The 25,128-nt window shown below is 57.9% G+C and carries 20 protein-coding genes and 2 pseudogenes; 18 read left to right on the forward strand and 4 right to left on the reverse strand.

The genetic code is table 11. The features are described from left to right. Window positions 1–50: 50 nt before the first annotated feature. From ACZZZ4_RS23520 to ACZZZ4_RS23590, 15 genes are all read left to right on the forward strand, one after another. Window positions 51–956: an AraC family transcriptional regulator gene (locus ACZZZ4_RS23520; protein ID WP_129999404.1), complete on the forward strand. Its 906-nt coding sequence runs from the start codon at window positions 51–53 to the stop codon at window positions 954–956. A gap of 341 nt (window positions 957–1,297) precedes the next feature. Continuing rightward, on the forward strand, window positions 1,298–2,608 hold the full coding sequence (locus ACZZZ4_RS23525) for an ABC transporter substrate-binding protein (protein WP_463548920.1): 1,311 nt from the start codon (window positions 1,298–1,300) through the stop codon (window positions 2,606–2,608). Between the two features lie 173 nt (window positions 2,609–2,781). Further along, window positions 2,782–3,708, forward strand: a complete 927-nt coding sequence (locus ACZZZ4_RS23530; protein ID WP_039761586.1) for a carbohydrate ABC transporter permease — start codon at window positions 2,782–2,784, stop codon at window positions 3,706–3,708. An 8-nt stretch (window positions 3,709–3,716) separates the two neighbouring features. Further along, entirely contained in the window at window positions 3,717–4,547 is an 831-nt protein-coding gene (locus tag ACZZZ4_RS23535; RefSeq protein ID WP_016774872.1) for a carbohydrate ABC transporter permease, read from the forward strand. A 162-nt stretch (window positions 4,548–4,709) separates the two neighbouring features. Continuing rightward, entirely contained in the window at window positions 4,710–5,813 is a 1,104-nt protein-coding gene (locus tag ACZZZ4_RS23540; protein WP_039761573.1) for an ABC transporter ATP-binding protein, read from the forward strand. A 15-nt stretch (window positions 5,814–5,828) separates the two neighbouring features. Next, on the forward strand, window positions 5,829–7,304 hold the full coding sequence (locus ACZZZ4_RS23545) for a mannitol dehydrogenase family protein (protein WP_463548922.1): 1,476 nt from the start codon (window positions 5,829–5,831) through the stop codon (window positions 7,302–7,304). 122 nt (window positions 7,305–7,426) lie between these two features. Further along, window positions 7,427–8,923: a xylulokinase gene (xylB, locus tag ACZZZ4_RS23550; protein WP_463548923.1), complete on the forward strand. Its 1,497-nt coding sequence runs from the start codon at window positions 7,427–7,429 to the stop codon at window positions 8,921–8,923. Between the two features lie 13 nt (window positions 8,924–8,936). Beyond that, window positions 8,937–9,875: a carbohydrate kinase family protein gene (locus ACZZZ4_RS23555; protein ID WP_463548924.1), complete on the forward strand. Its 939-nt coding sequence runs from the start codon at window positions 8,937–8,939 to the stop codon at window positions 9,873–9,875. A gap of 44 nt (window positions 9,876–9,919) precedes the next feature. Then, a complete protein-coding gene (locus tag ACZZZ4_RS23560; RefSeq protein WP_415762362.1) occupies window positions 9,920–10,540 on the forward strand; it encodes a transglycosylase SLT domain-containing protein in 621 nt (206 codons plus the stop codon). A 275-nt stretch (window positions 10,541–10,815) separates the two neighbouring features. Continuing rightward, window positions 10,816–12,870, forward strand: coding sequence for a type VI secretion system Vgr family protein (locus tag ACZZZ4_RS23565; protein WP_463548925.1), 2,055 nt, complete (start codon window positions 10,816–10,818; stop codon window positions 12,868–12,870). Next, a complete protein-coding gene (locus tag ACZZZ4_RS23570) occupies window positions 12,861–13,727 on the forward strand; it encodes a DUF4123 domain-containing protein (RefSeq protein ID WP_415762360.1) in 867 nt (288 codons plus the stop codon). Before ACZZZ4_RS23565 ends, ACZZZ4_RS23570 begins: the two co-directional genes overlap by 10 nt. A gap of 33 nt (window positions 13,728–13,760) precedes the next feature. Beyond that, complete coding sequence (locus tag ACZZZ4_RS23575; protein WP_463548926.1) at window positions 13,761–17,012, forward strand: hypothetical protein; 3,252 nt, start codon at window positions 13,761–13,763, stop codon at window positions 17,010–17,012. Between the two features lie 242 nt (window positions 17,013–17,254). Continuing rightward, complete coding sequence (locus ACZZZ4_RS23580; protein ID WP_463548927.1) at window positions 17,255–18,004, forward strand: tetratricopeptide repeat protein; 750 nt, start codon at window positions 17,255–17,257, stop codon at window positions 18,002–18,004. A 288-nt stretch (window positions 18,005–18,292) separates the two neighbouring features. After that, window positions 18,293–18,562, forward strand: coding sequence for a DUF2790 domain-containing protein (locus ACZZZ4_RS23585; RefSeq protein ID WP_463548928.1), 270 nt, complete (start codon window positions 18,293–18,295; stop codon window positions 18,560–18,562). Between the two features lie 90 nt (window positions 18,563–18,652). Further along, window positions 18,653–19,051, forward strand: coding sequence for a hypothetical protein (locus ACZZZ4_RS23590; RefSeq protein ID WP_463548929.1), 399 nt, complete (start codon window positions 18,653–18,655; stop codon window positions 19,049–19,051). On the opposite strand, the gene ACZZZ4_RS23595 is transcribed toward ACZZZ4_RS23590, so the two are convergent. Continuing rightward, complete coding sequence (locus ACZZZ4_RS23595; protein WP_016774885.1) at window positions 19,048–19,317, reverse strand: DUF1652 domain-containing protein; 270 nt, start codon at window positions 19,315–19,317, stop codon at window positions 19,048–19,050. The genes ACZZZ4_RS23590 and ACZZZ4_RS23595 overlap by 4 nt on opposite strands. Before the next feature lie 369 nt (window positions 19,318–19,686). Between ACZZZ4_RS23595 and eco the strand changes: the two genes are divergently transcribed. Next, on the forward strand, window positions 19,687–20,172 hold the full coding sequence (gene eco, locus ACZZZ4_RS23600; protein WP_463548931.1) for a serine protease inhibitor ecotin: 486 nt from the start codon (window positions 19,687–19,689) through the stop codon (window positions 20,170–20,172). A gap of 36 nt (window positions 20,173–20,208) precedes the next feature. On the opposite strand, the pseudogene ilvA reads toward eco, so the two are convergent. Next, window positions 20,209–21,198 (reverse strand): annotated as a pseudogene (ilvA, locus tag ACZZZ4_RS23605) (threonine ammonia-lyase, biosynthetic); the annotation flags it as partial. A gap of 286 nt (window positions 21,199–21,484) precedes the next feature. On the opposite strand from ilvA, the gene ACZZZ4_RS23610 reads away from it, so the two are divergent. After that, window positions 21,485–21,664, forward strand: a complete 180-nt coding sequence (locus ACZZZ4_RS23610) for a hypothetical protein (protein WP_130901604.1) — start codon at window positions 21,485–21,487, stop codon at window positions 21,662–21,664. Window positions 21,665–21,679: 15 nt separating this feature from the next. On the opposite strand, the gene ACZZZ4_RS23615 is transcribed toward ACZZZ4_RS23610, so the two are convergent. Together ACZZZ4_RS23615 and ACZZZ4_RS23620 are read right to left on the reverse strand one after the other, a co-directional pair. Next, window positions 21,680–22,981, reverse strand: coding sequence for an ATP-binding protein (locus ACZZZ4_RS23615; protein WP_463548932.1), 1,302 nt, complete (start codon window positions 22,979–22,981; stop codon window positions 21,680–21,682). A gap of 4 nt (window positions 22,982–22,985) precedes the next feature. Beyond that, window positions 22,986–23,687 (reverse strand): response regulator, encoded by a 702-nt coding sequence (locus ACZZZ4_RS23620; RefSeq protein ID WP_039762772.1) that lies wholly within the window; start codon window positions 23,685–23,687, stop codon window positions 22,986–22,988. A 276-nt stretch (window positions 23,688–23,963) separates the two neighbouring features. On the opposite strand from ACZZZ4_RS23620, the pseudogene ACZZZ4_RS23625 reads away from it, so the two are divergent. Next, window positions 23,964–25,120: pseudogene (locus ACZZZ4_RS23625) on the forward strand (efflux RND transporter periplasmic adaptor subunit). The last annotated feature ends 8 nt before the right edge of the window (window positions 25,121–25,128 follow it).

The raw sequence follows: 25,128 nt of genomic DNA on the forward strand, positions 1-25,128 counted from the left end.
TGACAAACCGGGCATGATCCTGCGCAGAGAACAAGAACAGCGCCCCTGTCATGACCCGAACCGCTCGCGTGACCGATCCTTCCTACGAGTTGATGGATGACCATAACGGGTTGTCCATCATCTACCGCCAGCACGGCTTCCCCTGCCCGCTGGTACGCTGGCATTTTCACAAGGAATACGAGCTGCACCTCATCGTCGCCAGTTCCGGCAAAGTGTTCATCGGCGATTACATCGGCAACTTCTATCCGGAAACCCTGTTTCTGACCGGTCCGAACCTGCCGCATAACTGGATCAGCCAGGTCGCCGAGGATGAAGTGGTCGAGAAGCGCGACATGCTGGTCAACTTCACCGACGAATTGTTTGAAAGCGGGCATCAGGTGTTCGCTGAACTGAAAAGTCTCGCGCCACTGCTTGAGCGCGCGCAATACGGCATCGAGTTTCGCTGCAAACGCACAATTCGCCAGGCGATGACGCTGATGCAGAAGATCGCCGACAGCACCGGTATCACCCGCCTCGGGCACTTTTTCATCCTGATGGAATTGCTTTCTTCCACAGACGATTTCCAGTTACTGTCCGGTGCGACTACGCCGCAACTGGCCGACGAACACAACATCGACCGCACCAACCGCGCGGTCGATTACATCTTCAGCCACTACGCGCGGGACATCTCACTGGAAGAAGTGGCCGAACATCTGGGCATGACGCCGACCTATTTCAGCCGTGTGTTCAAACAGGCCACCGGGCGCAACTTCATCGAGTTCGTCAATCGCCTGCGCATCAGCAAATCCTGTGAATTGCTGGCCGACGGTGACAAACCGGTGACCGAGGTGTGCTTCGAATCGGGGTTCAACAACATTTCCAACTTCAATCGGCGCTTTCTGCAACTCAAGGGCATGACGCCGTCGCATTATCGGCGGCTGGCGGTGCAGCGGCTGACTGAACAGAATCATCTCTGACGACACGCCACCTGTGGGAGCGAGCCTGCTCGCGAAAGCGTTCTGTCAGTCAAGAACCCTGTGACAGGGATATCGTCTTCGCGAGCAGGCTCGCTCCCACAAGAGGTTGTGCCCGGCTGGCGAAATCTGTACGCATTCGTTAACCGCACCTCGCGCAAAACCCCTTCCCTGCGCTCACCCAACCAAACCCCAGTGCAAAAAAGTATCAACAAAAGTGCTAGGGATGATTTGTCAGCCCTGCCGTTGAAGGCTGTAATCAGCGCAGATTCTTCCTGCATTCGGAAGACACAAAAACAATAACCGTCCTTCTGCCCCGTCGGGTGCCAGAAAAGGAGTGCACGATGCAACCCACTGCAAAAGCTCTGCTCGCCCTCACCTGCATGACCCTCAGCAACGTCAGCCTTGGCGCCCAGACCCTGACCATCGCCACCGTCAACAACAGCGACATGATCCGCATGCAGAAACTCTCGAAAACTTTCGAGAGCGAGCATCCGGACATCAAGCTCAATTGGGTGGTGCTGGAAGAAAACGTCCTGCGTCAGCGCCTGACCACCGACATCGCCACTCAGGGCGGCCAGTTCGACGTGTTGACCATTGGCATGTACGAAGCGGCACTCTGGGGCGGCAAGGGTTGGCTGGAGCCGATGAAGGACCTGCCGGCCAGTTACGCCCTCAACGATGTGTTCCCATCGGTGCGTGAAGGCCTGTCGGTGAAGGGTTCGCTGTATGCGCTGCCGTTCTATGCGGAGAGTTCGATCACCTATTACCGCACCGACCTGTTCAAGGACGCCGGGCTGACCATGCCGGAGCGTCCAACCTGGGAAGAAATCGCCGGCTTTGCCGAAAAGCTCACCCAGAAAGACAAAGAACAGTACGGCATCTGCCTGCGCGGCAAGGCCGGTTGGGGCGAGAACATGGCCCTGGTGACCACGGTTGCCAACGCTTACGGCGCGCGCTGGTTCGATGAGCAGTGGAAGCCGGAATTCAGTGGCCCGGAATGGAAAAACGCGCTGAATTTCTACGTCAACACCATGAAGAAATCCGGCCCGCCAGGCGCATCCAGCAACGGCTTCAATGAAAACCTCGCCCTGTTCAACAGCGGCAAATGTGCAATCTGGGTCGATGCCAGCGTCGCCGGCTCGTTCGTCACCGACAAGACCCAGAGCAAGGTCGCCGATCACGTCGGTTTCACCTTCGCTCCGCATCAGGTCACGGATAAAGGCTCGGCGTGGCTGTATTCGTGGGCGCTGGCGATTCCGACCAGCTCCAAGGCCAAGGACGCGGCGAAAACCTTCAGTGCCTGGGCCACTTCCAAAGAGTACGGCGAACTGGTTGCCAAGACCGACGGCATCGCCAACGTGCCGCCGGGCACCCGCGCTTCGACCTACAGCAACGCGTACATGAGCGCCGCGCCGTTTGCCCAGGTGACGCTGGAATCGCTGAAGGCCGCCGACCCGAGCAAGCCGACGCTCAAGCCGGTGCCGTACATTGGCATTCAGTTGGTGACCATTCCTGAATTCCAGGCAGTCGGCACCCAGGTCGGCAAGCTGTTCTCGGCAGCCCTCATTGGCCAGACCACGGTGGATCAAGCGCTCGCGGCGGCGCAGCAGACCACGGAACGCGAGATGAAGCGTGCGGGTTATCCCAAGTAACGCCTCCAAACCTGTGGGAGCTGGCTTGCCAGCGATGAGGCCGGCACATTCAACATTGATGTCGTCCTTTCCATCGCCATCGCGGGCAAGCCCGCTCCCACAGGGTCCGCGTCGATGTCAGGAATGCTGGTTTTTCCTGAACATTTATCTGCACCCACTGGGTTGTGAATGCCATGAATACTTCAACTGCCAAAGCCCACATCGACCTGTCGCCACCCCCGCGCAAGCTGCGGGTGCGCAATCCCGGCTGGTTTCTGGTCAGCCCTTCAGTGGCGCTGTTGCTGCTGTGGATGATCGTGCCGCTGGGCATGACCGTCTACTTCTCGATGATCCGCTACAACCTGCTCTACCCCGGCGAAAACGAATTCGTGGGGCTGGAGAACTTCACCTATTTCCTCACCGATTCGGGCTTCATGCCCGGCGCGACCAATACGTTGTTGCTCGTTGGCAGTGTGCTGCTGATCAGCGTGGTTTTCGGCGTGTTGATCAGCGCGTTGCTGGAGGCCAGCGAGTTCCTTGGTCGCGGCCTGGTGCGGGTGATGCTGATTTCGCCGTTCTTCATCATGCCCACCGTCGGCGCGCTGATCTGGAAGAACCTGATTTTTCATCCGGTCTCGGGGATCCTCGCCTACCTCTGGAAGCTGTTCGGCGCGCAACCGGTGGACTGGCTGGCGCACTACCCGCTGCTGTCGATCATCATCATTGTTTCGTGGCAATGGCTGCCCTTCGCGATCCTGATTCTGATGACCGCCATGCAGTCGCTGGATCAGGAACAGAAAGAAGCCGCGCGCCTCGATGGTGCCGGCCCGATCGCGATCTTCTGGCACCTGACCCTGCCGCACCTGGCGCGGCCGATTGCCGTGGTGGTGATGATCGAAACGATCTTCCTGCTCTCGGTGTTCGCAGAAATCTTCACCACCACAAACGGCGGCCCCGGCTACGCCTCGACCAACCTCGCCTACCTGATCTACAACCAGGCGCTGGTGCAGTTCGACGTCGGCATGGCCTCGGCGGGCGGTTTGATTGCCGTGGTCATCGCCAACATCGCCGCGATCATTCTGGTGCGGATGATCGGCAAAAACCTGACTGACAAAGCGTGAGGCCTGCCATGACCCTCCAACAATCCCGCCGCCTGCAAAGCCTGCTGCTCGGCACGCTGGCCTGGGCCATCGCGATCGTGATCTTCTTCCCGATCTTCTGGATGGTGATGACCAGTTTCAAGAGCGAAATAGACGCCTTCGCCACGCCGCCGCAGTTCATCTTCACGCCAACGCTGGAGAACTACCTGCACATCAACGAGCGCAGCGATTACTTCAGCTTCGCCTGGAACTCGGTAGTGATCTCGTTCAGCGCCACGGCCCTGTGCCTGTTGATCGCGGTGCCGGCGGCCTACTCGATGGCGTTCTACGAAACCCAGCGCACCAAAGGCACGCTGCTGTGGATGCTCTCGACCAAGATGCTGCCGCCGGTGGGCGTGCTGATGCCGATCTACCTGCTGGCCAAGAGTTTCGGCCTGCTCGACACGCGCATTGCGCTGATCGTGATCTACACGCTGATCAACCTGCCGATCGTGGTCTGGATGGTTTACACCTACTTCAAGGACATCCCCAAAGACATCCTCGAAGCGGCCCGTCTCGACGGTGCGACGCTGTGGCAGGAAATGGTTCGCGTGCTGCTGCCGATCGCCAAGGGCGGCCTCGCCTCGACCGTGCTGCTGTCGCTGATCCTGTGCTGGAACGAGGCGTTCTGGTCGCTGAACCTGACCTCTTCGAATGCCGCGCCACTCACAGCGTTGATCGCCTCGTATTCAAGTCCCGAAGGGCTGTTCTGGGCCAAGTTGTCGGCGGTCTCGACCCTCGCTTGTGCGCCGATTCTGATCTTTGGCTGGATCAGCCAGAAACAACTGGTGCGCGGGCTTTCGTTTGGTGCCGTGAAATGATCTCAAAGCGAAACCTTCCCCATGTGGGAGCGGGCTTGCTCGCGAATGCGGTGTGTCATTCAACACTGATGGTGAATGACAGGGCCCCTTCGCGAGCAAGCCCGCTCCCACAAAAAGCCTGCAAGGCTTCAAACGAATAACAATATTGCGGAGGCCCATCCCATGGCCAACCTGAAAATCAAGAATCTGCAAAAAGGCTTCGAAGGCTTTTCCATCATCAAGGGCATTGACCTGGAAGTGAACGACAAGGAATTCGTGGTCTTCGTCGGCCCGTCGGGCTGCGGCAAATCCACCCTGCTGCGCCTGATCGCCGGCCTTGAAGAGGTCAGCGGCGGCACCATCGAACTCGATGGCCGCGACATCACCGAAGTCAGCCCGGCCAAGCGTGATCTGGCAATGGTGTTCCAGACCTACGCGCTGTACCCACACATGACCGTGAAAAAGAACATGTCGTTCGCCCTCGATCTGGCCGGCGTGCCGAAGGCCGAGGTCGAGCGCAAGGTTGGCGAAGCAGCGCGGATTCTCGAGCTCGGGCCAATGCTCGAGCGCAAACCGAAACAGCTGTCCGGCGGCCAGCGCCAGCGCGTGGCGATCGGCCGTGCCATTGTGCGCAACCCGAAGATTTTCCTTTTCGATGAGCCGCTGTCCAACCTCGACGCGGCGTTGCGCGTGCAAATGCGCCTGGAGCTGCTGCGCCTGCACAAGGACCTGCAAGCGACGATGATCTACGTAACCCACGATCAGGTCGAAGCGATGACCATGGCCGACAAAGTCGTGGTGCTTAACGGCGGCAGAATCGAACAGGTCGGCTCGCCACTCGACCTCTATCACAATCCGGCCAATCTGTTTGTCGCAGGCTTTCTCGGCACGCCGAAAATGGGTTTCCTCAAAGGCAAGATTGCCCGCATCGACGGCGCCAGCTGCGAAGTTGCGCTGGACGCTGGCACGCGCATCAGCCTGCCGTTCAACGCGGCCAGCCTCAGCGTCGGCAGCGCGGTGACGTTGGGCATTCGCCCGGAACATCTGGAGCTGGCGCAACCCGGCGACTGCACGTTGCAGGTGACCGCCGACGTCAGCGAACGCCTTGGCAGCGACACCTTCTGCCACGTCACCACCAGCGCCGGCGAGGCCCTGACCATGCGCGTGCGCGGCGATCTGGCCAGCCGTTATGGCGAGCAATTGAGCCTGCGTCTGGACCCGACTCACTGCCACCTGTTCGACGCTGAAGGTGTGGCGCTGACCCGCCCACTGCGCGCTGCCGCCTGATTTCGAGACTATCCGATGAAACTCAACCAACCGAACCTCAATCGCCTCGCCGCCGAAGTGCAACTGCCGGGCTACAACCTGAGCGACACACGCCAGGGCATCGCCCACATTGGCGTCGGCGGTTTCCACCGCGCACATCAGGCGTATTACACCGATGCCTTGATGAACACTGGCGAAGCGCTGGACTGGGCGATTTGCGGCGTCGGCCTGCGCCCGGAAGATCGCCGTGCCCGCGATGATCTGCGCGAGCAGAATTACCTGTTCACCCTGTTCGAACTGGGCGACAGCGACGACACTGAAGTGCGCGTCATCGGCGCAATCCGCAACATGCTGCTGGCCGAAGATGGGGCGCAAACGCTGATCGACAAACTCGCCGAACCGCAGATCCGCATCGTCTCGCTGACCATCACCGAGGGCGGTTACTGCATCGACGACAGCAACGGCGAATTCATGGCGCATCTGCCGCAGATTCAACACGACCTCGCCCATCCCGAAACGCCGGGCACCGTGTTCGGTTTCCTCTGCGCCGCGTTGGCCAAACGCCGTGCGGCGGGTGTTCCGGCATTTACCGTGATGTCCTGCGATAACCTGCCGCACAACGGCGCCGTCGCGCGCAAGGCACTGCTGGCGTTCGCCGCGCTGCGTGATCCGCAATTGCGTGACTGGATCGACCAGAACGTCAGTTTCCCCAACGCCATGGTCGATCGCATAACACCAATGACCAGCACCGCGCATCGCCTGCAACTGGCCGACAAACACGGCGTCGATGATGCTTGGCCGGTGGTCTGCGAACCGTTTGTGCAGTGGGTGCTGGAAGACAAATTCGTCAACGGCCGCCCGGCCTGGGAAAAGGTCGGCGTGCAGTTCACCGACGATGTCTCGCCGTACGAAGAGATGAAAATCAAACTGCTCAACGGCAGTCACCTGGCGCTGACATATCTAGGCTTTCTCAAGGGTTATCGCTTCGTCCACGAGACCATGAACGACCCGCTGTTCGTGCGTTACATGCGCGCTTATATGGACCTGGATGTCACGCCGCAACTGGCGCCGGTACCGGGCATTGATCTGAGCGAATACAAGGACACGCTAGTCGCGCGGTTTTCCAATCAGGCGATTGCCGATCAGCTGGAGCGAGTGTGTTCGGATGGCTCGTCGAAGTTTCCCAAGTTCACCGTGCCGACGATCAATCGGCTGATTGCCGATAGTCGCGAGACCAAACGCGCTGCCCTGGTAGTCGCGGCGTGGGCGCTGTATTTGAAAGGCGTGGATGAGAACGGTGACACGTATTCGATTCCGGACCCGCGGGCGGCTTTCTGTCAGGGATTGGTGGCGGACGATGAGTTGATCACCGAGCGGCTGCTGGGCGTTGAGGAGATTTTTGGCACAGCGATACCGAAGTCGGCGGAGTTTGTTGCGGCATTCGAGTGGTGCTGCCAGAGTTTGCGCGAGGTTGGGGTTTCGCGGACATTGGAAAAACTCCTCGCAACCTGATCGTTCCCACGCTCTGCGTGGGAATGCAGCCCGGACGCTCCGCGTCCCATCAAAAGCGGACGCAGAGCGTCCATTGAGGCGTTCCCACGCAGAGCATGGGAACGAGCAGCCGTGGAGTTTTCATGACAACAACAAAGCTCTTCCTGGGTATCGACTGCGGCACCCAAGGCACCAAAGCGATCATCCTCGATGCCGACAGCGGTCAGGTGCTAGGCCTGGGCGCGGCGCCGCACACTATGATCAGCGGCGCCAATGGCCGCCGCGAACAAGACGTCCAGCAGTGGCTCGACGCTTTCGTCAGCGCCACGCGCCAAGCCTTGCAAGCGGCCAATGTCGACGGTCAGGCGATCCTCGGTGTCGGCGTCTCCGGCCAGCAACACGGCTTGGTGCTGCTGGATGAACAAGGCGCAGTGCTGCGCCCGGCCAAGCTCTGGTGCGACACCGAAACCACGCCGGAAAACGAGCGATTGCTCGCGCAATTGGGCGGCGAGGAAGGCTCGCTGGAACGCCTCGGCGTGGTCATTGCGCCAGGCTACACGGTGTCGAAACTGCTCTGGACCAAAGAGCAGCATCCTGACGTGTTCTCGCGCATCGCTCGGATTCTGCTGCCCCATGACTACCTAAACTACTGGCTCACCGGCCGCGCCTGCAGCGAATACGGCGACGCCTCCGGCACCGGATATTTCAACGTGCGCACGCGGCAGTGGGATTTGCAGATACTGCGCGACATCGACGCCAGCGGGCGTTTGCAAACCGCGCTGCCGGAGCTGATCGACGCGCACGCGGCCGTTGGCACTATCCTGCCGGCAGTCGCCGAGCAACTCGGCATCAACCCCAACGCTGTAGTTTCAAGCGGCGGTGGCGACAACATGATGGGCGCCATTGGTACCGGCAATATCCAGCCCGGCGCGATCACCATGAGCCTCGGTTCTTCCGGCACGGTCTACGCCTATTCGGAGGAGCCGAACGTCAGCGCCGATGCCTCGGTCGCCACTTTCTGCTCCTCCAGCGGTGGCTGGCTGCCGCTGATCTGCACGATGAATCTGACCAACGCCACCGGCGCGATTCGCGACCTGTTCAAGCTCGATCTGCCGACCTTCAACCAACTGGTCGCGCAGTCGCCGATCGGCGCCGAGGGCGTGAGCATGCTGCCGTTTCTCAACGGTGAGCGCGTCCCCGCCCTGCCCCACGCCACCGGCAGCCTGCATGGCCTGACCATGGATAACCTGACCCAGGCCAATCTGTGCCGCGCCGCTGTCGAAGGCACCACCTTCGGTTTGCGCTACGGGCTGGATTTGCTCCGCAAGAATGGTTTACAAAGCCTGCGCATTTGCCTGATCGGCGGTGGCTCGAAGAGCGCGGTGTGGCGGCAGGTCGTCGCCGACATCATGAACGCCCCGGTGATCTGCACCGAGCAAAGCGAAGCCGCCGCACTGGGCGCGGCGATTCAGGCAGCGTGGTGCGCGTCGCGCTCTAACGGCGATGATGTCTCCCTGGCCGATCTGTGCGAGCGCTGCGTCAAACTCGACGCACGCAGCGAAACTCTGCCGATCGCCGCCAATGTCGCGGCGTTCCAGCAGGCCTACGAACGCTATCAACAGCATGTCGCAACCCTATAACGAGCAAACAACTATGTACCTGGTGTGTGGCGAAGCCCTGTTTGATTTCTTCAGCGAAAACGATGCCAGCGGGCTGGCCTCGAAAGTCAATTTCAAGGCGATTGCCGGCGGCTCGCCGTTCAACGTCGCCGTCGGTCTGCGCCGCTTGGGCGTGGATTCGGCGTTGTTCGGCGGCCTGTCCACCGACTACCTCGGACGACGTTTGCAGCAAGTGCTGCAGGACGAAGGCGTGCGCCCGGACTATCTGGTGGATTTCGCCGCGCCGACCACCCTGGCGATGGTCGCCGTGGGCGCCAACGGTTCGCCGCATTACAGCTTTCGTGGCGAAGGCTGCGCCGATCGACAACTGAGCGAGGCGCATCTGCCGACATTCGGCGACGAGGTTCGCGGCCTGCACATCGGCTCGTTTTCGCTGGTGGTGCAGCCGATTGGCGACACACTGCTGAAACTGGTCCAGCGCGAAAGCGGCAAACGCCTGATCAGCCTCGATCCCAACGTGCGCCTCAATCCCGAGCCGAACATCAATCTATGGCGCGAGCGCATCGCCACGCTGGTGCGCCTGGCCGATCTGATCAAAGTAAGCGACGAGGATCTGAGCCTGCTCTATCCCGAGCAGGATCCGCAAAACGTGATTGACGGCTGGCTCGAACATCGCTGCCAGATCGTCTTCCTGACGCGCGGTGGCGACGGCGCGACCGTGTTCAGTCGCGCCTATGGCTCGTGGTCGGTACCGGCCAATCAGGTTCAGATCGCCGATACGGTTGGCGCTGGCGACACCTTTCAGGCGGCGCTGATCACCTGGCTGACCGAGCACTCGCTGGACTCGGTCGCTGGCGTGCAGCAGCTGAGTCGCGAGCAGATTGACGGCATGCTCAGGTTCGCCGTACAAGCCGCGGCGCTGACCTGCAGCAAAACCGGTCCGGATCTACCCTATCGTCATCAGTTGAGCTGAGCGCGTAGACTGTCGGCCTTTTTGCGCACGACGGAAACAAGCTTTTGAATCTCAGGCACATCCTCGCCCTCCTGACCCTGGCCACCCTGCTGAGCGGTTGCGGCACCTCGCCGCCCCGCTCGCCGGAAGACATCTGCGCAATCTTCCGCGAGAAAAGCGACTGGTACGACGCTGCGCAAGTCACGCAGAAACGCTGGGGCGTGCCAATCCAGGTGCCTTTCGCGATCATGTATCAGGAATCCGGCTACCGCTACGACGCCAAGACACCACGCAAATACCTGCTCTGGGTAATTCCGTGGGGCCGCGTCTCCACCGCTTCCGGCTATGCGCAAGCCAAGGATGAAGTCTGGGCCGACTATCAGAAAAGCACCGGCCGCAACTGGGCCGATCGCGAAGACTTCGACGACGCCATCGACTTCGTCGGCTGGTACATGGACAAGACCACCTCGATCAACGGCGTGTACAAATACGACGCCTATAACCAATACCTGAACTACCACGAAGGCTGGGGCGGCTTTCGCAACAAGACCTACGCGAGCAAGGCCTGGTTACTGCCGACTGCGCGCAAGGTGCAGAACCGTTCGGATCTGTATGCCCAGCAATACGCCGGCTGCAAGGAAGACCTCAATCGCGGGTTCTGGAGCCGGTTCTGGCATTGGTTGTAGAAGCCCTTCGCGACCAGGCTCGCTCCCACAGGACCTTAGTGAACGCCGATTTTGTCTACACCCGAGAAACCTGTGGGAGTGGGCTTGCCCGCGATGGCAATCTCTCAAACACCATCAAAGTCTATGAAAGGCCCGATTTCACTGACCCAAATCGCCCTCCTAAGGGTTTTCCCTATGACATCAAGGCCCCACATCTACGCCATTTGCGCCTTGAATGAGGCCGTCTAATCCTGCAACATCCATCACCTGCTTATTCAACGGACGGAATTCAAGGCATGCTGGACGCCAATGCAACCCACATCACCCTCTCGATCGAAGACGCCAACGCCGACCTGCAAGTCCTCAGCTTCACCGGTCGCGAAGCCCTCAACGAACCGTTCCGTTTCGACCTCGAACTGGTCAGCGCCCGCCCCGACCTGAAGCTCGAAGAGCTGCTGCACAAGCGCGCCTGCCTGACGTTCGGCGCCACCGGCGAAGGCAAGATTCACGGCCAGGTCTATCGCATCGAGCAGGGCGACTCCGGCAAGACCCTGACCCGCTACAGCATCAGCCTGGTGCCGCAACTGGCCTACCTGCAGCACAACCATGATCAGCAGATCTTCCAGCAACTGACGGTGCCGAAAATCATCGCCCAGGTGCTGGAAGATCGCGGCATTCTCTCTGACGCCTACAGCTTCCAGCTCGGCGCCGAATACCCGGAACGCGAGTATTGCGTGCAATACGACGAGTCCGACCTGCATTTCATCCAGCGCCTTTGCGAAGAGGAAGGCATTCACTTCCACTTCCAGCACAGCAGCAGCGGCCACAAACTGGTGTTCGGCGACGACCAGACCGTATTCCGCAAACTGAAGCCGGTGAGCTACCAGCAGGACTCCGGCATGGCCGCCGAGAAACCGGTGATCAAGCGCTTCAACCTGCGCCTGGAAACCCGCACCAGCCGCGTCAGCCGCCGCGACTACGATTTCGAAAAACCCAAGTTACTGCCGGAAGGCGCGGCTAAATCCGAATTCGCCCCGGACCTGGAAGACTACGATTACCCCGGCCGTTTCACCACCCGCGAGCGCGGCAAGTTCCTCTCGACCCGCGCCCTCGAACGCCATCGCAGCGATTACAAACTTGCCGAAGGCAAAGGTGATGAACCGACGCTGACCAGCGGCCATTTCCTCACGCTCGCCGAACATCCGCGCGCCGAGTGGAACGACCTCTGGCTGCTGCTGGAAGTCTTCCACGAAGGCAAACAACCGCAAGTGCTCGGTGAAAACGTCACCAGCGACGTCACCGACAACAAGAGCGATTTCCACCAGGGCTACCGCAACAGCTTCCTCGCTACCCCATGGGACGCGCACTACCGCCCTGCCCTCGAACACCCGAAACCGAAAGTCCTCGGCAGCCAGACCGCCGTCGTCACCGGCCCGCCCGGCGAAGAAATCCACTGCGACCAATACGGCCGCATCAAAGTGCAATTCCACTGGGACCGCGACGGCCAGTCCGACGATAAAACCACCTGCTGGATGCGCGTCGCCAGCGGCTGGGCCGGCGCAGCTTACGGCGGCATTGCCGTCCCGCGCATCGGCATGGAAGTCCTCGTCACCTTCCTCGAAGGCGACCCCGACCAGCCCCTCGTCACTGGCTGCCTATACCACAAGGAAAACGTCGTCCCCTACGACCTGCCGGCCAACAAAACCCGCAGCACCTTCAAAACCCTCAGCTCCCCGGGCGGCAAGGGCTACAACGAATTCCGCATCGAAGACAAGAAAGGCGCCGAACAGATCTACATCCACGCCCAGCGCGACTGGGACGAAAACATCGAACACGACCAGAAAATCCGCGTCGGCAATGAACGGCATGACACCGTTGAAGCCAATGTGTTGAGCGAGTTCAAGGTCGAAGAACACCGGATCACCCATCTGGACCGCATCAGCGAAATGCGCGCGGATGATCACCTGACGGTGGGTGTGACGCAGCATGTGAAGGTGGGGACGGGGCAGTTTGTTGAGGCTGGCAACGAAATCCATTACTACGCCGGCCAGCGAGTCGTGGTCGAAGGCGCCATGGAGCTGACCGCGAAGGCTGGCGGCAGCTTCGTCAAGGTCGATGCGGGTGGCGTGACCATCAGCGGCGCTGAGGTGAAGGTCAATACTGGCGGCTCGCCCGGGGTGGGCACGCCGGCGGCGCCGTTGTTGCCGGGGCCGATGAAGGTTGTGGATGCGGATAAGGCGGGGAAAGTCCCTGTCCCGCTGCCCAAACGTCTGAATGAATCTGGAATAACGCCGTTGTGCGGCAAGCAAAGCAACGGCGCCTGCAGCCGTAAGGATTGCACATGCATGTGAAAGCGCTCAGCGCACTCCTCGAAGCTCCACGCCATGGGTTCGTTGATTTACCGAGAGAAAGCTCTGAATCAACAGTGTGTTTCATTATTGACCCGGTTCGACAGCCTGACGCGATGAGCCGCCTTTATCGTGTTGGCGAACCGGTGGTAGATGCACAGGGCCTGTTCCTCAAAACCGCCTTCGCTGAGATCGCCGCTGACGGTCCGCTCTGGATCACCGCGCCGTGGAGCAGTCGCCTTGCGGCTGAGGCAGCAAAGCTGTGCGAGGAAAACTTTTCTGGCATTGCCATTACTACAGCTGATTCTGACAAAGCGCTCGCCCATGCGCGCTGGCTCTTGCGCGCTAATGATGGTTCTGGCGGACAGAGCCTGCTGAGCTACCACAAGCCAAGCCTGTGGGCCGCGCTGGCCTATACCGTTGGCGACAACTCCCATCAGCTGTTCGGCCCTTGGCAGCACGTATACAGCCCAGCGCCGGTTCATTTTGGGCGCAATAAAGGTCCATGGCTCAGTTGGCGCGCCGTCTCGGAAGTCGAATGGCTGGGCGATACTTCAGTGTTCAGCCTGCCGCCATCCGCGGCGAACGTTCAAGAGCATTTGGGTTGGGTTTATTGGGCAGATGAACATCACGCAGATTACGGCGAGCCGAGCGATGAGCATCTGCCCAACCTTGTGGCAAACCTCAATGTGCTGGTTGCCCACAATATTTACGAAGGCCGTCACTTGCTGAAGCTGGGGTCAATCACAAATGGCCCACTGCTTGAAACACAGCCACAGGCAATGGCCATCCTGCAATCCAGGGAAGAGTCGTTCATCAAAGTACAGCAGCTGCAGCAACTCACCACCAGCGTTGCTTGATGAACCCGTCCGTTAAGAATGAATGGAAGCGAAATGGAACAAAATACCAGCGCAGCACCTAACACCGAGTCGGCACCTGCAAAACCGGTAGTTGCTGATGAAACTTGTGCAAAACCGCCTCGGGATATTGGTGAACAGCCCGAAGCGCCGGAAGACACACCAGGCGATCACGACAAAGTGAAAACGCCCTGCTCCACCATTTATGGCAGTGCAATTTACGATACGGAAAATGAATCCTTCTGGTTACTACCAGAGCGGACAAACTCCGCCCTGAAAGAAGCTTCCAGTGACTTGGAACAGAAGGTCAGCTCAAGCAAATCTCCAGAAGAACGGAAAAAAGGGCTCTACGAGTCGGGACTCCTTGAGTATTTCCTAGAGCCTAAACTGGCAAACTTTCTTGAGGGTGACGAGAAAGCACGGATGCTAGAAATCGAAGCTCAACATCCGAATATCAGCAATCTAGATGCAGCACTTCTAGAGGCTCAGCAGAACTTAAAAACCACGGCGCCAGAAGATTCTTCCACTCAGCTTACCGCCCTTGAGCAAGATCAGCTTAAAAGAAACCATTTCCTGTCCGCCCGGGATGCTGCAACCCGCGTACGTGGCATGCATAGCGAATGGCAAAAGCTCAAGCGCATGGCCATCGCCGCCGCTAAGGAAAAAGGCTACGCGTACGAAAGCGGCAACCTTTATGCGCCCAAAGCCATCGCGGCCCGGGAAGCCGTTCAAAAGTATCTGAAAGCGCGAGAAGCGCTGTTAGAGGACAAGGATCTCACCAAGTTAACCTCGGCAGAGCTCGCGCCGATGCTCGCTCAAGATAAAAAACGAATCGACGAGATCGCGATGTGCGGCACTAACAATCAGTTGATGCTCTGCACCTATGTACGCGACCAGGAAATCAAACGTAAGGAAAGGAAAGCGACCTACAGCGCTTATCTGGAGGCCATCACCGACGTTGCACAATACGGAATCGCATTGCCGGAGTTCGCGCTGATTTCTGAGGGCGGAGCAGTCGAAAGTGGAGTCGACCTGTTCAAGCAATATATGGCGCTCGAGAAAGAGCAAAAAGAGACCAATGAACGTCTCAGCGCCAAGTACAAAGGCTGGATCGAGGCAAGTGGCCGACAAGCCAAAGCGCCCACCAACCTGGTCACTAATGAACGTGCCGACTGGGACCGCTTGCAGGCTTCGAAAGAAAAACTACGACTTCAGGCTGAGAGCAATGTGGAAACGGCAATTGTTCGCCGTCATCTATTGTGGGAGCCAGAGCAATTTCAGGCAAGACCTGAAGAGCGCTTGATTAAAAACGGCTTCCCGCTGGCCGAGATGAGCATGGCGGACAGCCTGAAAAAACCGCTGACCTATCTCAGCATGTATTCGCTGCCACGACTCAAACAAACTGTTAAGGATGACTGGAAGAAAGTTGGCGCCAAGGTCAAAGATCTGATGAAGCGTCCGGGCAATAGCGATGGAAAAGCAACGACGGACACTGAACTGAGTTTGTTTGGACAGTGGCTGAAAAGCGAAGGTGCGTTAAGAATCAAGGATCAGGAAAGCGATTGGTTCTCAGCCGAAGGGTGGTTCGAAATCGAAAAATTCAACGCCTACCTTGAAAACAAAAAGTACAAGGTCACTGCGCTGGAAAACGCTGGTACCCGTAAAGAATGGGGGCACCGATTGCAGCAAGTGTTGTTCAAGGACAACGTACGCAAGACATTCCGCATTTTCGACATCACACCGCAAGCCCAGTTGGTTCGATGCCTAATGCCCTCCACCACGGAAACTATCCATTCATCGACAAAAGTAGAGGGGCCGGACTGGACTCTGGCCGAAGGATTCCAAGCCTCCGCCAAGGCTACTTTTGCCGTTGATCTTGCCAGAGGCGAGGTCGAGCTTTTTAAAGTCGACTTGCCAGATCGTGCCAGCGCGAAAGATATTGTCATCACCTACCGAAATGCAGAAGACATACAGCAAAAGATGAATCTTGGACGTTTTTCGCTCTATTTAGGCGCGAAGGCTTGGGGCTATGCAGGAGCATCATTGTTGCTTTCTTCGGAAATTGCATTGGATGTCAGCAACGCTGGGTTCCATTTAGCGCCTCCGGAACCGGTTGTGCGCAACCCCGATAAGCGCAGCTACGCGAGAACTGAAAAAAGTGGACAGATTAAAAAAGCTCCTGAAACGCTACAGATACAGGATGGCGCGAAAGCCGCATTTAATCTATTCGCCGGTCTGCAAACCGGGATAATGGTCACCGGAGCGCTAAATTGGGCACCACCCGGCGAAGTAGCCTTGCTAACCAAAGCGCCCGTTTCCGGAAAAGCTGCCGGAATGAAAGCCAGCGAATGGTTCAGCCTTGCGCGTTTGACTGTGGAACTCAACGCCGCTGCCGGTCTCGGAGCGAGGGCTGAGGCGAGTATTTCCCTGCACGAGGGCCGTCTGATTCTGGTGCTCAAGGCAGCCTTGATCGCCGGCCCAGGCGTCGGTGGCTCCTTCAAGTTCGAAGTCGGCTACGATGCCGTCACCGAGCTGCTTAACATGTTCCGTAGAGAACTATATAAAAACAAACAGAACCCTTACTTTGTCATTGAAGACGAAACCTATGCGTACCTTTCAAAATTAAATACGCTGGCCATTGGCGGTTTTGATATTCGGATGATTTATCTTATGGGCGCTGATGCGGTGATGACGCTTTATGAGAGCTTGACTGCGACAGGAAAAGGCGGATCTATTGCTGATACGATTATGTTTTACGATCCAGTGGAAGAGCTTGAGGAATGGTGCATCAATGCGATTCCAGGCGCGCTCGGACCATTATTGATGACACTCATTAGCCCACCTGATGATTTCTCTGTAAATTATTCGAATAACTCAGATAAACCTGATAAAAAAGAGCGCAAATATGACAGTGATCAAGCGCACCTAGTTCAGCAGCAGGCCATTGAGCGCATTCTCGGCTGGATTGTAAAAAGTGCAACCAAGCAAAATTCAATCGAACAAGCTCAGTATCAATTTGAGCAAATTTGCATGTGCATGAATAAGTTTGGAATGAAGCCAGCTAATGCTGAGGAGAAATATTGCGAAAACCGTTTGGCGCTTGATAATTTCATGACTGAGGCAGTCCTTCGCCTTACTGTTCCCTCAGGGGAGGAAATGCGAACGCGCTATAAAGATCATGTCAAATTGTTAGGTGCAAAACGTGACGGATCTTGCCAGCGCAGCCAATATCAAGGACGAACATACGTACCAGCAGGTGTGGCTAAATTTATTCCGACCATCCATTAATGAATTAAAGAGACAAGCATATGTGGCTGCGCTCACTATTCTCAGTAGTTATATTCCTCACTTCTGCTAGCTCCTCTCTGGCAGAGCTCGCCCCACGCCAAGAGCAGGCCAAAAACCATGGCATTGTCCTTTATAATCAATTGAAGACCGAGTCTGCCAAGCCTTTTTATTGATCGCATCGGAGGCAGGAGATAGTGAAGCTCAATATTTGTTAGCGGAAGTGCTTAGAAAAAAATCACTACATGAGCTCCGAAGCTAGGGCTTGGTATGAGGCGTCGGCTAATCAAGGCAACATATACGCCATGATTCAGCTAGGACGGAGTGAAAAAGATCTATGCGATATCACTCGCGACTGCAAACCACCTCAGAAAGATCCGATCGAGTGGCTGAACGAAGCCAAGAAACAAGCTATAGAGAAAGCAAAAAACGGTAACGCTGAAGCAATGTACATTATGTATGAAATTACCCTAGACGATCAGTGGCTTGAAAAAGCAGCTATTGCGGGTGACGATCAGGCCCAGTACTGGCTGGCGGTATCTTATAAGCAAGGTGATGGCTTTTTCTTACCTTGGAAACGAACAGAAGAAGTAAAAAAATGGTTCAAACTGTCCGCTGAAGCAGGAAATCCGCGTTCCATGATGGAGTATGCGGCTCTTCTTTTCGAGAGCGGAGATCTTGAAGGTTTTAGACACTGGAATGAGCAAGCAGCGATAGCAGGTTATGCGGAATCAGTGTATGGATATGGCTCATATCTTGCTCATGAGCCCGACACATATGGATTTCCATATGACCCCGTTAAAGGCTATTCACTAGTTTCATCCTTAAGTATTCTGAACGGCGGGGGTGGAATGCAAGAAAACGTTGAATACAAACTCCCTCTCATTGCAGCCAAGTTGACACCCGCACAAATTTTCGAAGCGCACGAGCAAACAAAGAAATGGGCTGCTACACATCCTCCGCTGTCTTTTTTTCCCGAAAAACTAAGTCGGTAATTCACTTTAATCAATAATGAGTTAGGACGCGAACTACTTGAGAGCCATAATCAGGATCATCGCTCCTGGTTATGGCTGATCGGCAATCGCTTCAATGCAAATATCTTTGGTTAAATGTGCTTACCGCGTGATCCCCGATCTATTCAGCCTAATTAGTCCAATTACCCCCTTAATCCTCGAATCAAAGACTCTACGGTACTGTTCCGCTCAGGCATCGCGCTGAAACCGGCTGCGGCAGGCTCGTTCGGCTTCGTGCCGGGCGCCTATCCGTTACGCTGGAGTCCTCTCATGAACATTCGTCCCCTCCTGCTCACCGCCACCCTCGCCTGCTGCTCATACGCCGCACTGGCCCAAGCCAACGACACCTCCGCCACATCGAATCAAACATCCTACCAATACGGCATGCCACTACACGTGGCGAAGGTGCTTTCGCTAACCGAGCCGCCGACCTCGGAATGCAAAGTCATCACCGCCGACATGAAATACATCGACAACACCGGCAAGCCCGCACAAATCAGTTACAGGAAATTATCTGACGCATGCAGTCGGCAGAACTGACAGACGCTTCTGATTTTCCGGTTCGCCATAGGCGTGGGGTGGCTCCGGCGGTTATGCTCGGGGCCTTCCCTACTGCCGCAAGGATTGGCCATGCAGTTGTCGTTCCGCACGTTGTCGAGCTTCACTTCAATCCTGTGTGTTCTGCTGGCACTGGTCTGGGGATTTTTTCCGGAGGTGTTGCTGGCGATCTGGAGTATTGGCTATTCGGAAGGCACTGGCGTAGTCGCAAGGCGCAGCGCGGTGCTGTTTGCGGCGTTGGGGGTGATGTTTTATTTGCTGCGCAATGCTCCGCCGTCAGCTGCACGCGCTGCACTGAGCAATGGTTTCATCGTCGGCTGTTTCGGTTTGGCGGCGTTGGGTTTTGGCGAGTGGCTCAATGGCCATGCCGGCCCCGGGATTTTGCTCGCGGTGCTGGTCGAGTTCGCGCTGGGCCTTGGTTTTGTGCAGGCCCGGCGCGTGACGGTCGAACTGGGTGAGACGGTGGGTTAAACGGCTCGAGAACGAGCGCTGGTTTGATGTGTTGTGGTCTGTTGCGCGAGGTCGGAACGCAGGCCAGCGACCAGGTTGTTGATTTCACGGCAGCTGTTCAGGCGGCTGGCGTCGATTCCACTGACGTAGAGATCGGCTTGGTCGGTCCGATGGTCGCCAAATACTTTGACGGACATCGACAAGTCGGGTGACAGCGTGCACTGGCAGCGTTTCGGCAAGAAGCTGCTTTCAATGATATTGCGTAATTCCAAGGCAGATAAAAACATGGCGAACCCTCTCCTTTCTGTGCGATTGCCAATCAAGTATTCACGCTGACCCTCTGCTGCGCCTTCACGGGTGTGCCCCCGCTGTTTCCCTGGTGCGGCAAGTGGTGGTACTGCGAAATGCCCATTGGAGTGTAGGCGCCCAAATCCAGTGCGCCTCACGGAAAGAACGCATAAACCGTGCCTTTGATCGGTTCGTTTTACGCCCTGCAAAATCAAGCACTTGGAAAAGTGGCCAGTATCCTGCTATTTGCAAAATGCATGAACCGACCACCCGTCCACTGCAATCTGCAATCTCCGGCCGAATTTGCTTTCGAAGACCATGACGGCAAGAATGTCTCCCATTGCAATTCAACTCGCACGGAGGCTTCCATGAATTCCTTACGAATTTGCGCGATCACTGGCCTGTTAATCGCCAGCCTTTCCACCCTCGCTCACGCCGCCAAACTCGAAGACGTCGCGCCGTTTCCCAAAGCAGAAGCCGGGTTTACCCGTCAGGTCATCCATCTGCCCAAACAAGAGCAGGAGGAGAATTTCCAGGTTGAAATTCTCGCTGGCAAAACTCTGGAAGTGGATTGCAACCGTCAACGTCTGGGCGGTGTTCTCGATGAAAAGAACCTGCAAGGCTGGGGCTATCCGTTCTATCGCCTGGAAAAGGTCATCGGCCCGATGAGCACGATGATGGCCTGCACGCCCGGCAGCCAGAAAAAGCGCGCTTTCGTTCCGGTCGTCGGTGACGGCTTCATGTTGCGCTACAACAGCAAGTTGCCAGTCGTGGTGTACGCGCCATCGGACGTCGAAGTGCGCTATCGCATCTGGTCGGCGTCGGAAAAAGTCGGCACCGCCCTGCAGGAATAACCCGAGCGCTTGTTACGCCGGCACGCCGCAAGCAGCGGCGCGTTCGGCGACATGGCGCAGACTGTCGAAGTTGATGTTGGCCCCGGAGTCGATGGCGACGAATGTCTGATCGCGAACGCCGCTGCGCGCCACGTACTGCTTGATCCCCGCCACGGCCAGCGCACCTGAAGGTTCAGTGATCGAACGGGTATCGTCGTAGATATTCTTGATCGCGGCGCAGAGCTCGTCATTGCTGACCGTGATTACCTCATCTACACAAAAACGGCAAACCTCAAAGCCATACGCGCCGATCTGCGCCACCGCTACGCCATCGGCAAAGGTACCGACGCTTGGTAGAACCACCCGCTCGTCCGCGCGCAATGCGGCTTGTAGACAGGCCGAATGTTCGGATTCGACGCCAATGATCCGCACTTCCGGGCGCAGGTATTTGACGTAGGCCGCGATACCGGCGATCAAACCTCCGCCGCCGACCGGGATAAAGATCGCATCCAGCGCGCCTTGATGCTGGCGCAGGATTTCCATTGCCACGGTGCCTTGGCCGGCGATCACGTCAGGATCATCGAAGGGTGAAACAAACGTGCATCCGCTCTGCTCGGCCAAATGCAGCGCATGGGCCAGAGCAAACGGAAAACTCTCACCATGCAGCAATGCTTCGGCACCGCGACTGCGCACGCCGAGCGCTTTGAGCTCAGGGGTGGTAGACGGCATGACGATCGTCGCGGCGACGCCCAACTCCCGCGCTGCCAGCGCTACACCCTGCGCGTGATTACCCGCCGACGCAGTGATCACTCCCTGCGCTCGCTGCTCATCGCTCAGTTGCACGAGTTTGTTGTAAGCACCACGGATCTTGAAAGAGAACGTCGGTTGCAGATCTTCGCGCTTGAGCAGGACCCGATTGCCCAATGTTTCCGACAATGCCGGCGCAGGCTGCAACGGGGTACGCACCGCAATGTCGTACACCGGCGCGGCCAGGGTTTTCTTTACGTAGTGCTCGAGCAGGGCTTGCTGGTCGGGGCTGTGCGGCATGATCGTCTCCTGACAGTTTTCAGAACCCCGGAGACAGAAAGTAAAAACCCGCCTCTAGGGCGGGTTGGGTGCTGCAGTCGTAAGCTAGCCCGCCAAATGAGGAATGGCGGTAATAATGCTTGGCTGGCAGCGCGATACGGTGAAAGTCATGGGCTGGAAATTAGCCTGCCGGCGGATGACAAGTCAATGGCCCGCTGCAGAACTTTGAATCTTCCTAATGACTGAACAGTCACTGCAAAAGAACACAACAACTTCCGCTCCAAGCCGATGAAAGTGGAGATTGACCATGAATATCCGCCAAGTGCTGTTCGCCGTCCCGCTGCTGGTCGCTGCCCTGTCCAGCCCTGCTGTTTTCGCCGTCGATGAAAGCGACGCCGTGAAAAAGCCCGAATGTCCGAAAGGCCAAGTGTGGGACAGTAAAACCCAGCAATGCGTGTTGCAGACCAGCGGCACAACGCAGCCCTGATATTCGTCATACGGTTCAGGCCGTGGCCGGCAACCACAGCCTGAATCGCGCCCCACCCAGCGGCGAACTCTCGACGGTCAGCGTGCCGCCCTGTGCTTCGAGCGCTCGGCGGCTGATCGCCAGACCGAGGCCGAATCCGCCGGTGGCGCGATCACGGCTGCGGTCGAGCCGATAGAACGGTTCAAAGATCCGCTCGCGCTCGTCGTCGGGAATGCCAATGCCATCGTCGTCAACCCAGATCTCACATCCGCCGGCAATCACCTGTACGCCAATCTGAATGCGTTTTTCGCAATAGCGCATGGCATTGCGCAACAGGTTCTGGATGGCCCGAGCGGTCAGGCGCGGGTCCAGCGCGAAGCGTTCGAGCTGACCGTGCAAGAGCACGTCAATCACGATGTCCGGTGATTCCAGTTCCTCATCGACACTGCCGAGAATGCTGTCGATGAACTCGTCGAGCGACACCTCGATGCGCTCAGGCGATTGCGCCGGATTCTGTAAGCGGCTGTAGGAGAGCAATTCCAGTACCAGTTCATCCAGTTCACGGATGTGCGCAACCAGGCTCTGCAAACGCTCGCGGCTGGCGGCCGGCAAGTCTTCGGACAACGCCAGCGCCAGGCCGAAATCCAGACGTGTCAGCGGCGTGCGCAGTTCGTGGGACACAGCGTTAAGCAGGTCGCGTTGCTGGTTGAGCAGGTTTTCGATATCGCCGGCCATGGTGTCGAACACGTTGGCGAGGCTGCCAATGTTCGAACTCGGGGCAATTTTTGTTCGCTCGCTCAAATGGCCTTTGCCGAAGCGTTCGGCGGTGCCTTTCAGGCGTTCCAGGTCGCGCCAGTGCGGACGCAGCCAAAGCAGCAAGCAGCCTAGCAACATGGCGCCGATCAGCACGTTGATGCTCCAGTACAACAGATCGACGTCGACCGGATCCGGCGGTACGACCATGCGCACGGCCATTTCGCCATTCAGTGGTGTGACCGCCAGGGTGCGCCAACCCCAATCGCCGATGCGCACGACGTTTGCACCACGATGCAGACGTTCCTGCTCGATGGGCGTGAACACCGGGTCGTCGATCGGCGTCAGGACGATGTGCAGCGGCTGGAATTCCTTGTCCATCGAAGTAGCAATCGCTGGCCACTGCTCTTGCGGCGCGGCATGAAATTGCTTGGTGATCAGTGACTGCAGACCTCTGGAGAACTCCAGATTGTAGGTGACGAAGCGATCCCGAAAAACCATCACGACCAGATCCGGCACGAGATAGATCGCCGCGCTATAGGAGACGATCGTCACCAGATACAGACGAAACAGAATACGAAACATCAGCTCAGCATTCCCACTCGGACCGGCTGAACAGATAGCCCTTGCCCCATACGGTCTTGATCTTGCGCGCCTCGCCGGCGTGATCATCGAATTTGCGCCGGAGCTTGGAAATCGCCACGTCCACCGAGCGATCGGTGCCGTTGAATTCGATACCGCGCAGGCGCTGCAAAATCTGATCGCGACTCAACACCTCACCGGCGTGCCGCGCCAGCACCACCAACAAATTGTATTCACCGCTGGACAGCTCGACCGCTTGATCGCGCCAGGTCACGGTGCGTTCGGACAGATCGATACACAGATTACCCATGACGATCCGGTCATTTGCCGCTAGCGGTTCGCCGAGACTGCTGCGCCGCAATAAGGTACGCACCCGCGCCAGCAACACCCGCGGCTCGCAGGGTTTGGTGACGTAGTCGTCAGCGCCCATTTCCAGGCCCAGTACCTGATCATGACTGTCATCGCGGGCCGTCAGCATAAGGATTGGCAGGGTCGCTGAATCGGCGCGCAGCAAGCGGCACACCTGCAAGCCGTCGAGGCCCGGCAGCATCAGATCGAGGATCACCAGGTCCGGCGGACTGATACGCGCGCGCTCGCGCACATGGTCGCCACGACCAATGACGCTGACGGAATAACCGTTGCGCTCCAGGTAGCTGGAAATCAGTTCGGCGAGGGCGGTGTCGTCTTCGACCAGGAGGATGTTGGGCATGGGGTGTTCCAGATATTGCTGAAGTAGATGTCAGACCGCTTTCGCGAGCAAGCTCGCTCCCACAGTGGTTTTGCATTGTTTACAAAACTCATGTGGGAGCGAGCTTGCTCGCGAAAGCGGTTTAACCGTCACAAAAGAATTCAAGGCCTGCAGGATATACGCCCTCACCCGCCACTGAGCAAAACCCTTACACAATTTCACACAGCAGCTACAAAGCTTCACCGCTAACCTCCCCGTCTGGCCGTAGGATGCGGCCTCAAATATTGGGGGTTGTACATGTCTGGAAAACTGCTGGCCGGGCTCGGCCTGATCGCATTGGCGCTGACGCTGAGCGCCTGCGACTCATCCTCGACTGCCGAAGAGCAAGCGCCACCGGCCACGGTGCGCATCGAGACCATCAAAACCCAGCCATTGTCGATCAGCAGCGAATTGAGCGGGCGCATCGCCGCGCCACGGATTGCCGAAGTGCGTGCGCGAGTGGCGGGCGTGGTGTTGCAGCGCACCTATCGCGAAGGCAGCGACGTGAAAAAAGGCGATGTGCTGTTCCGCATCGACCCGGCGCCGTTCAAAGCCGATCTGGACAGTGCCGAAGCTGCGCTGCGCAAGGCCGAGGCCAACGCTTTCCAGGCGAAACTGCAAGAACAACGCTATGCGCAGTTGATCGAGGACCAGGCCATCAGTGGTCAGGACTACGACAACGCCCGCGCTGCCGCTCGGCAGACTGCCGCCGATGTCGCCGCCAGCAAGGCAGCGCTTGAAAGAGCGAAACTGAACCTCGGTTATGCCACCGTCACCGCGCCGATTTCCGGCCGCATCGGCCGCGCGCTGGTCACCGAAGGTGCGCTGGTCGGGCAGAACGAAACCACGCCGCTGGCGCTGATCCAGCAATTAAATCCGATCCATGCCGACCTGACCCAGTCGACCCGCGAGCTCAATGAGCTGCGCCGCGCGTTCCGTTCCGGGCAGTTACAGGAAGTCGGTCAGGATCAGGTCAAAGCCACACTGATTCAGGATGACGGTAGCCTGTATCCATTGCCTGGCAAGCTGCTGTTCAGCGACATCACCGTTGATCCGGGCACAGGCCAAATCATCCTGCGCAGTGAATTCCCCAATCCAGATCTCGACCTGCTGCCGGGCAGCTTCATCCGCGTACGCCTTGAACAGGCAACCATTCAGAACGGCATTACCGTGCCGCAACGCGCGGTGCAGCGTGACAGTGCCGGCATTGCCCAGGTGCTGACCGTCGATGAGCAGATGCGCGTGGCACAGCAACCGGTGCAACTGGGTGCGGTGCAGAATAATCGCTGGATCGTCACCGGCGGCCTGAAGCCCGGCGACCGCATTGTCATCGAAGGCCTGCAACACGCCCGTCCCGGGGAAAAAGTACAGGTCGACGAAACCCTCTTCCACTTGCCCAGACCGCTGGTCAGTAAGCAGGACG

This window comes from Pseudomonas sp. AC252 (assembly GCF_979258105.1).

Bases quoted from the DNA above. Each gene is read 5' to 3' on its own strand.
- ACZZZ4_RS23570 (WP_415762360.1), top strand. From the start codon at position 12,861: ATGCATGTGAAAGCGCTCAGCGCACTCCTCGAAGCTCCACGCCATGGG.
- ACZZZ4_RS23585 (WP_463548928.1), top strand. From the start codon at position 18,293: ATGAACATTCGTCCCCTCCTGCTCACCGCCACCCTCGCCTGCTGCTCA.
- ACZZZ4_RS23530 (WP_039761586.1), top strand. From the start codon at position 2,782: ATGAATACTTCAACTGCCAAAGCCCACATCGACCTGTCGCCACCCCCG.
- ACZZZ4_RS23580 (WP_463548927.1), top strand. From the start codon at position 17,255: ATGAGCTCCGAAGCTAGGGCTTGGTATGAGGCGTCGGCTAATCAAGGC.
- ACZZZ4_RS23520 (WP_129999404.1), top strand. From the start codon at position 51: ATGACCCGAACCGCTCGCGTGACCGATCCTTCCTACGAGTTGATGGAT.
- ACZZZ4_RS23525 (WP_463548920.1), top strand. From the start codon at position 1,298: ATGCAACCCACTGCAAAAGCTCTGCTCGCCCTCACCTGCATGACCCTC.
- ACZZZ4_RS23565 (WP_463548925.1), top strand. From the start codon at position 10,816: ATGCTGGACGCCAATGCAACCCACATCACCCTCTCGATCGAAGACGCC.
- ACZZZ4_RS23615 (WP_463548932.1), bottom strand. From the start codon at position 22,981: ATGTTTCGTATTCTGTTTCGTCTGTATCTGGTGACGATCGTCTCCTAT.
- ACZZZ4_RS23575 (WP_463548926.1), top strand. From the start codon at position 13,761: ATGGAACAAAATACCAGCGCAGCACCTAACACCGAGTCGGCACCTGCA.
- ACZZZ4_RS23620 (WP_039762772.1), bottom strand. From the start codon at position 23,687: ATGCCCAACATCCTCCTGGTCGAAGACGACACCGCCCTCGCCGAACTG.
- ACZZZ4_RS23610 (WP_130901604.1), top strand. From the start codon at position 21,485: ATGAATATCCGCCAAGTGCTGTTCGCCGTCCCGCTGCTGGTCGCTGCC.
- ACZZZ4_RS23555 (WP_463548924.1), top strand. From the start codon at position 8,937: ATGTACCTGGTGTGTGGCGAAGCCCTGTTTGATTTCTTCAGCGAAAAC.
- xylB (WP_463548923.1), top strand. From the start codon at position 7,427: ATGACAACAACAAAGCTCTTCCTGGGTATCGACTGCGGCACCCAAGGC.
- eco (WP_463548931.1), top strand. From the start codon at position 19,687: ATGAATTCCTTACGAATTTGCGCGATCACTGGCCTGTTAATCGCCAGC.
- ACZZZ4_RS23545 (WP_463548922.1), top strand. From the start codon at position 5,829: ATGAAACTCAACCAACCGAACCTCAATCGCCTCGCCGCCGAAGTGCAA.
- ACZZZ4_RS23595 (WP_016774885.1), bottom strand. From the start codon at position 19,317: ATGTTTTTATCTGCCTTGGAATTACGCAATATCATTGAAAGCAGCTTC.
- ACZZZ4_RS23540 (WP_039761573.1), top strand. From the start codon at position 4,710: ATGGCCAACCTGAAAATCAAGAATCTGCAAAAAGGCTTCGAAGGCTTT.
- ACZZZ4_RS23590 (WP_463548929.1), top strand. From the start codon at position 18,653: ATGCAGTTGTCGTTCCGCACGTTGTCGAGCTTCACTTCAATCCTGTGT.
- ACZZZ4_RS23535 (WP_016774872.1), top strand. From the start codon at position 3,717: ATGACCCTCCAACAATCCCGCCGCCTGCAAAGCCTGCTGCTCGGCACG.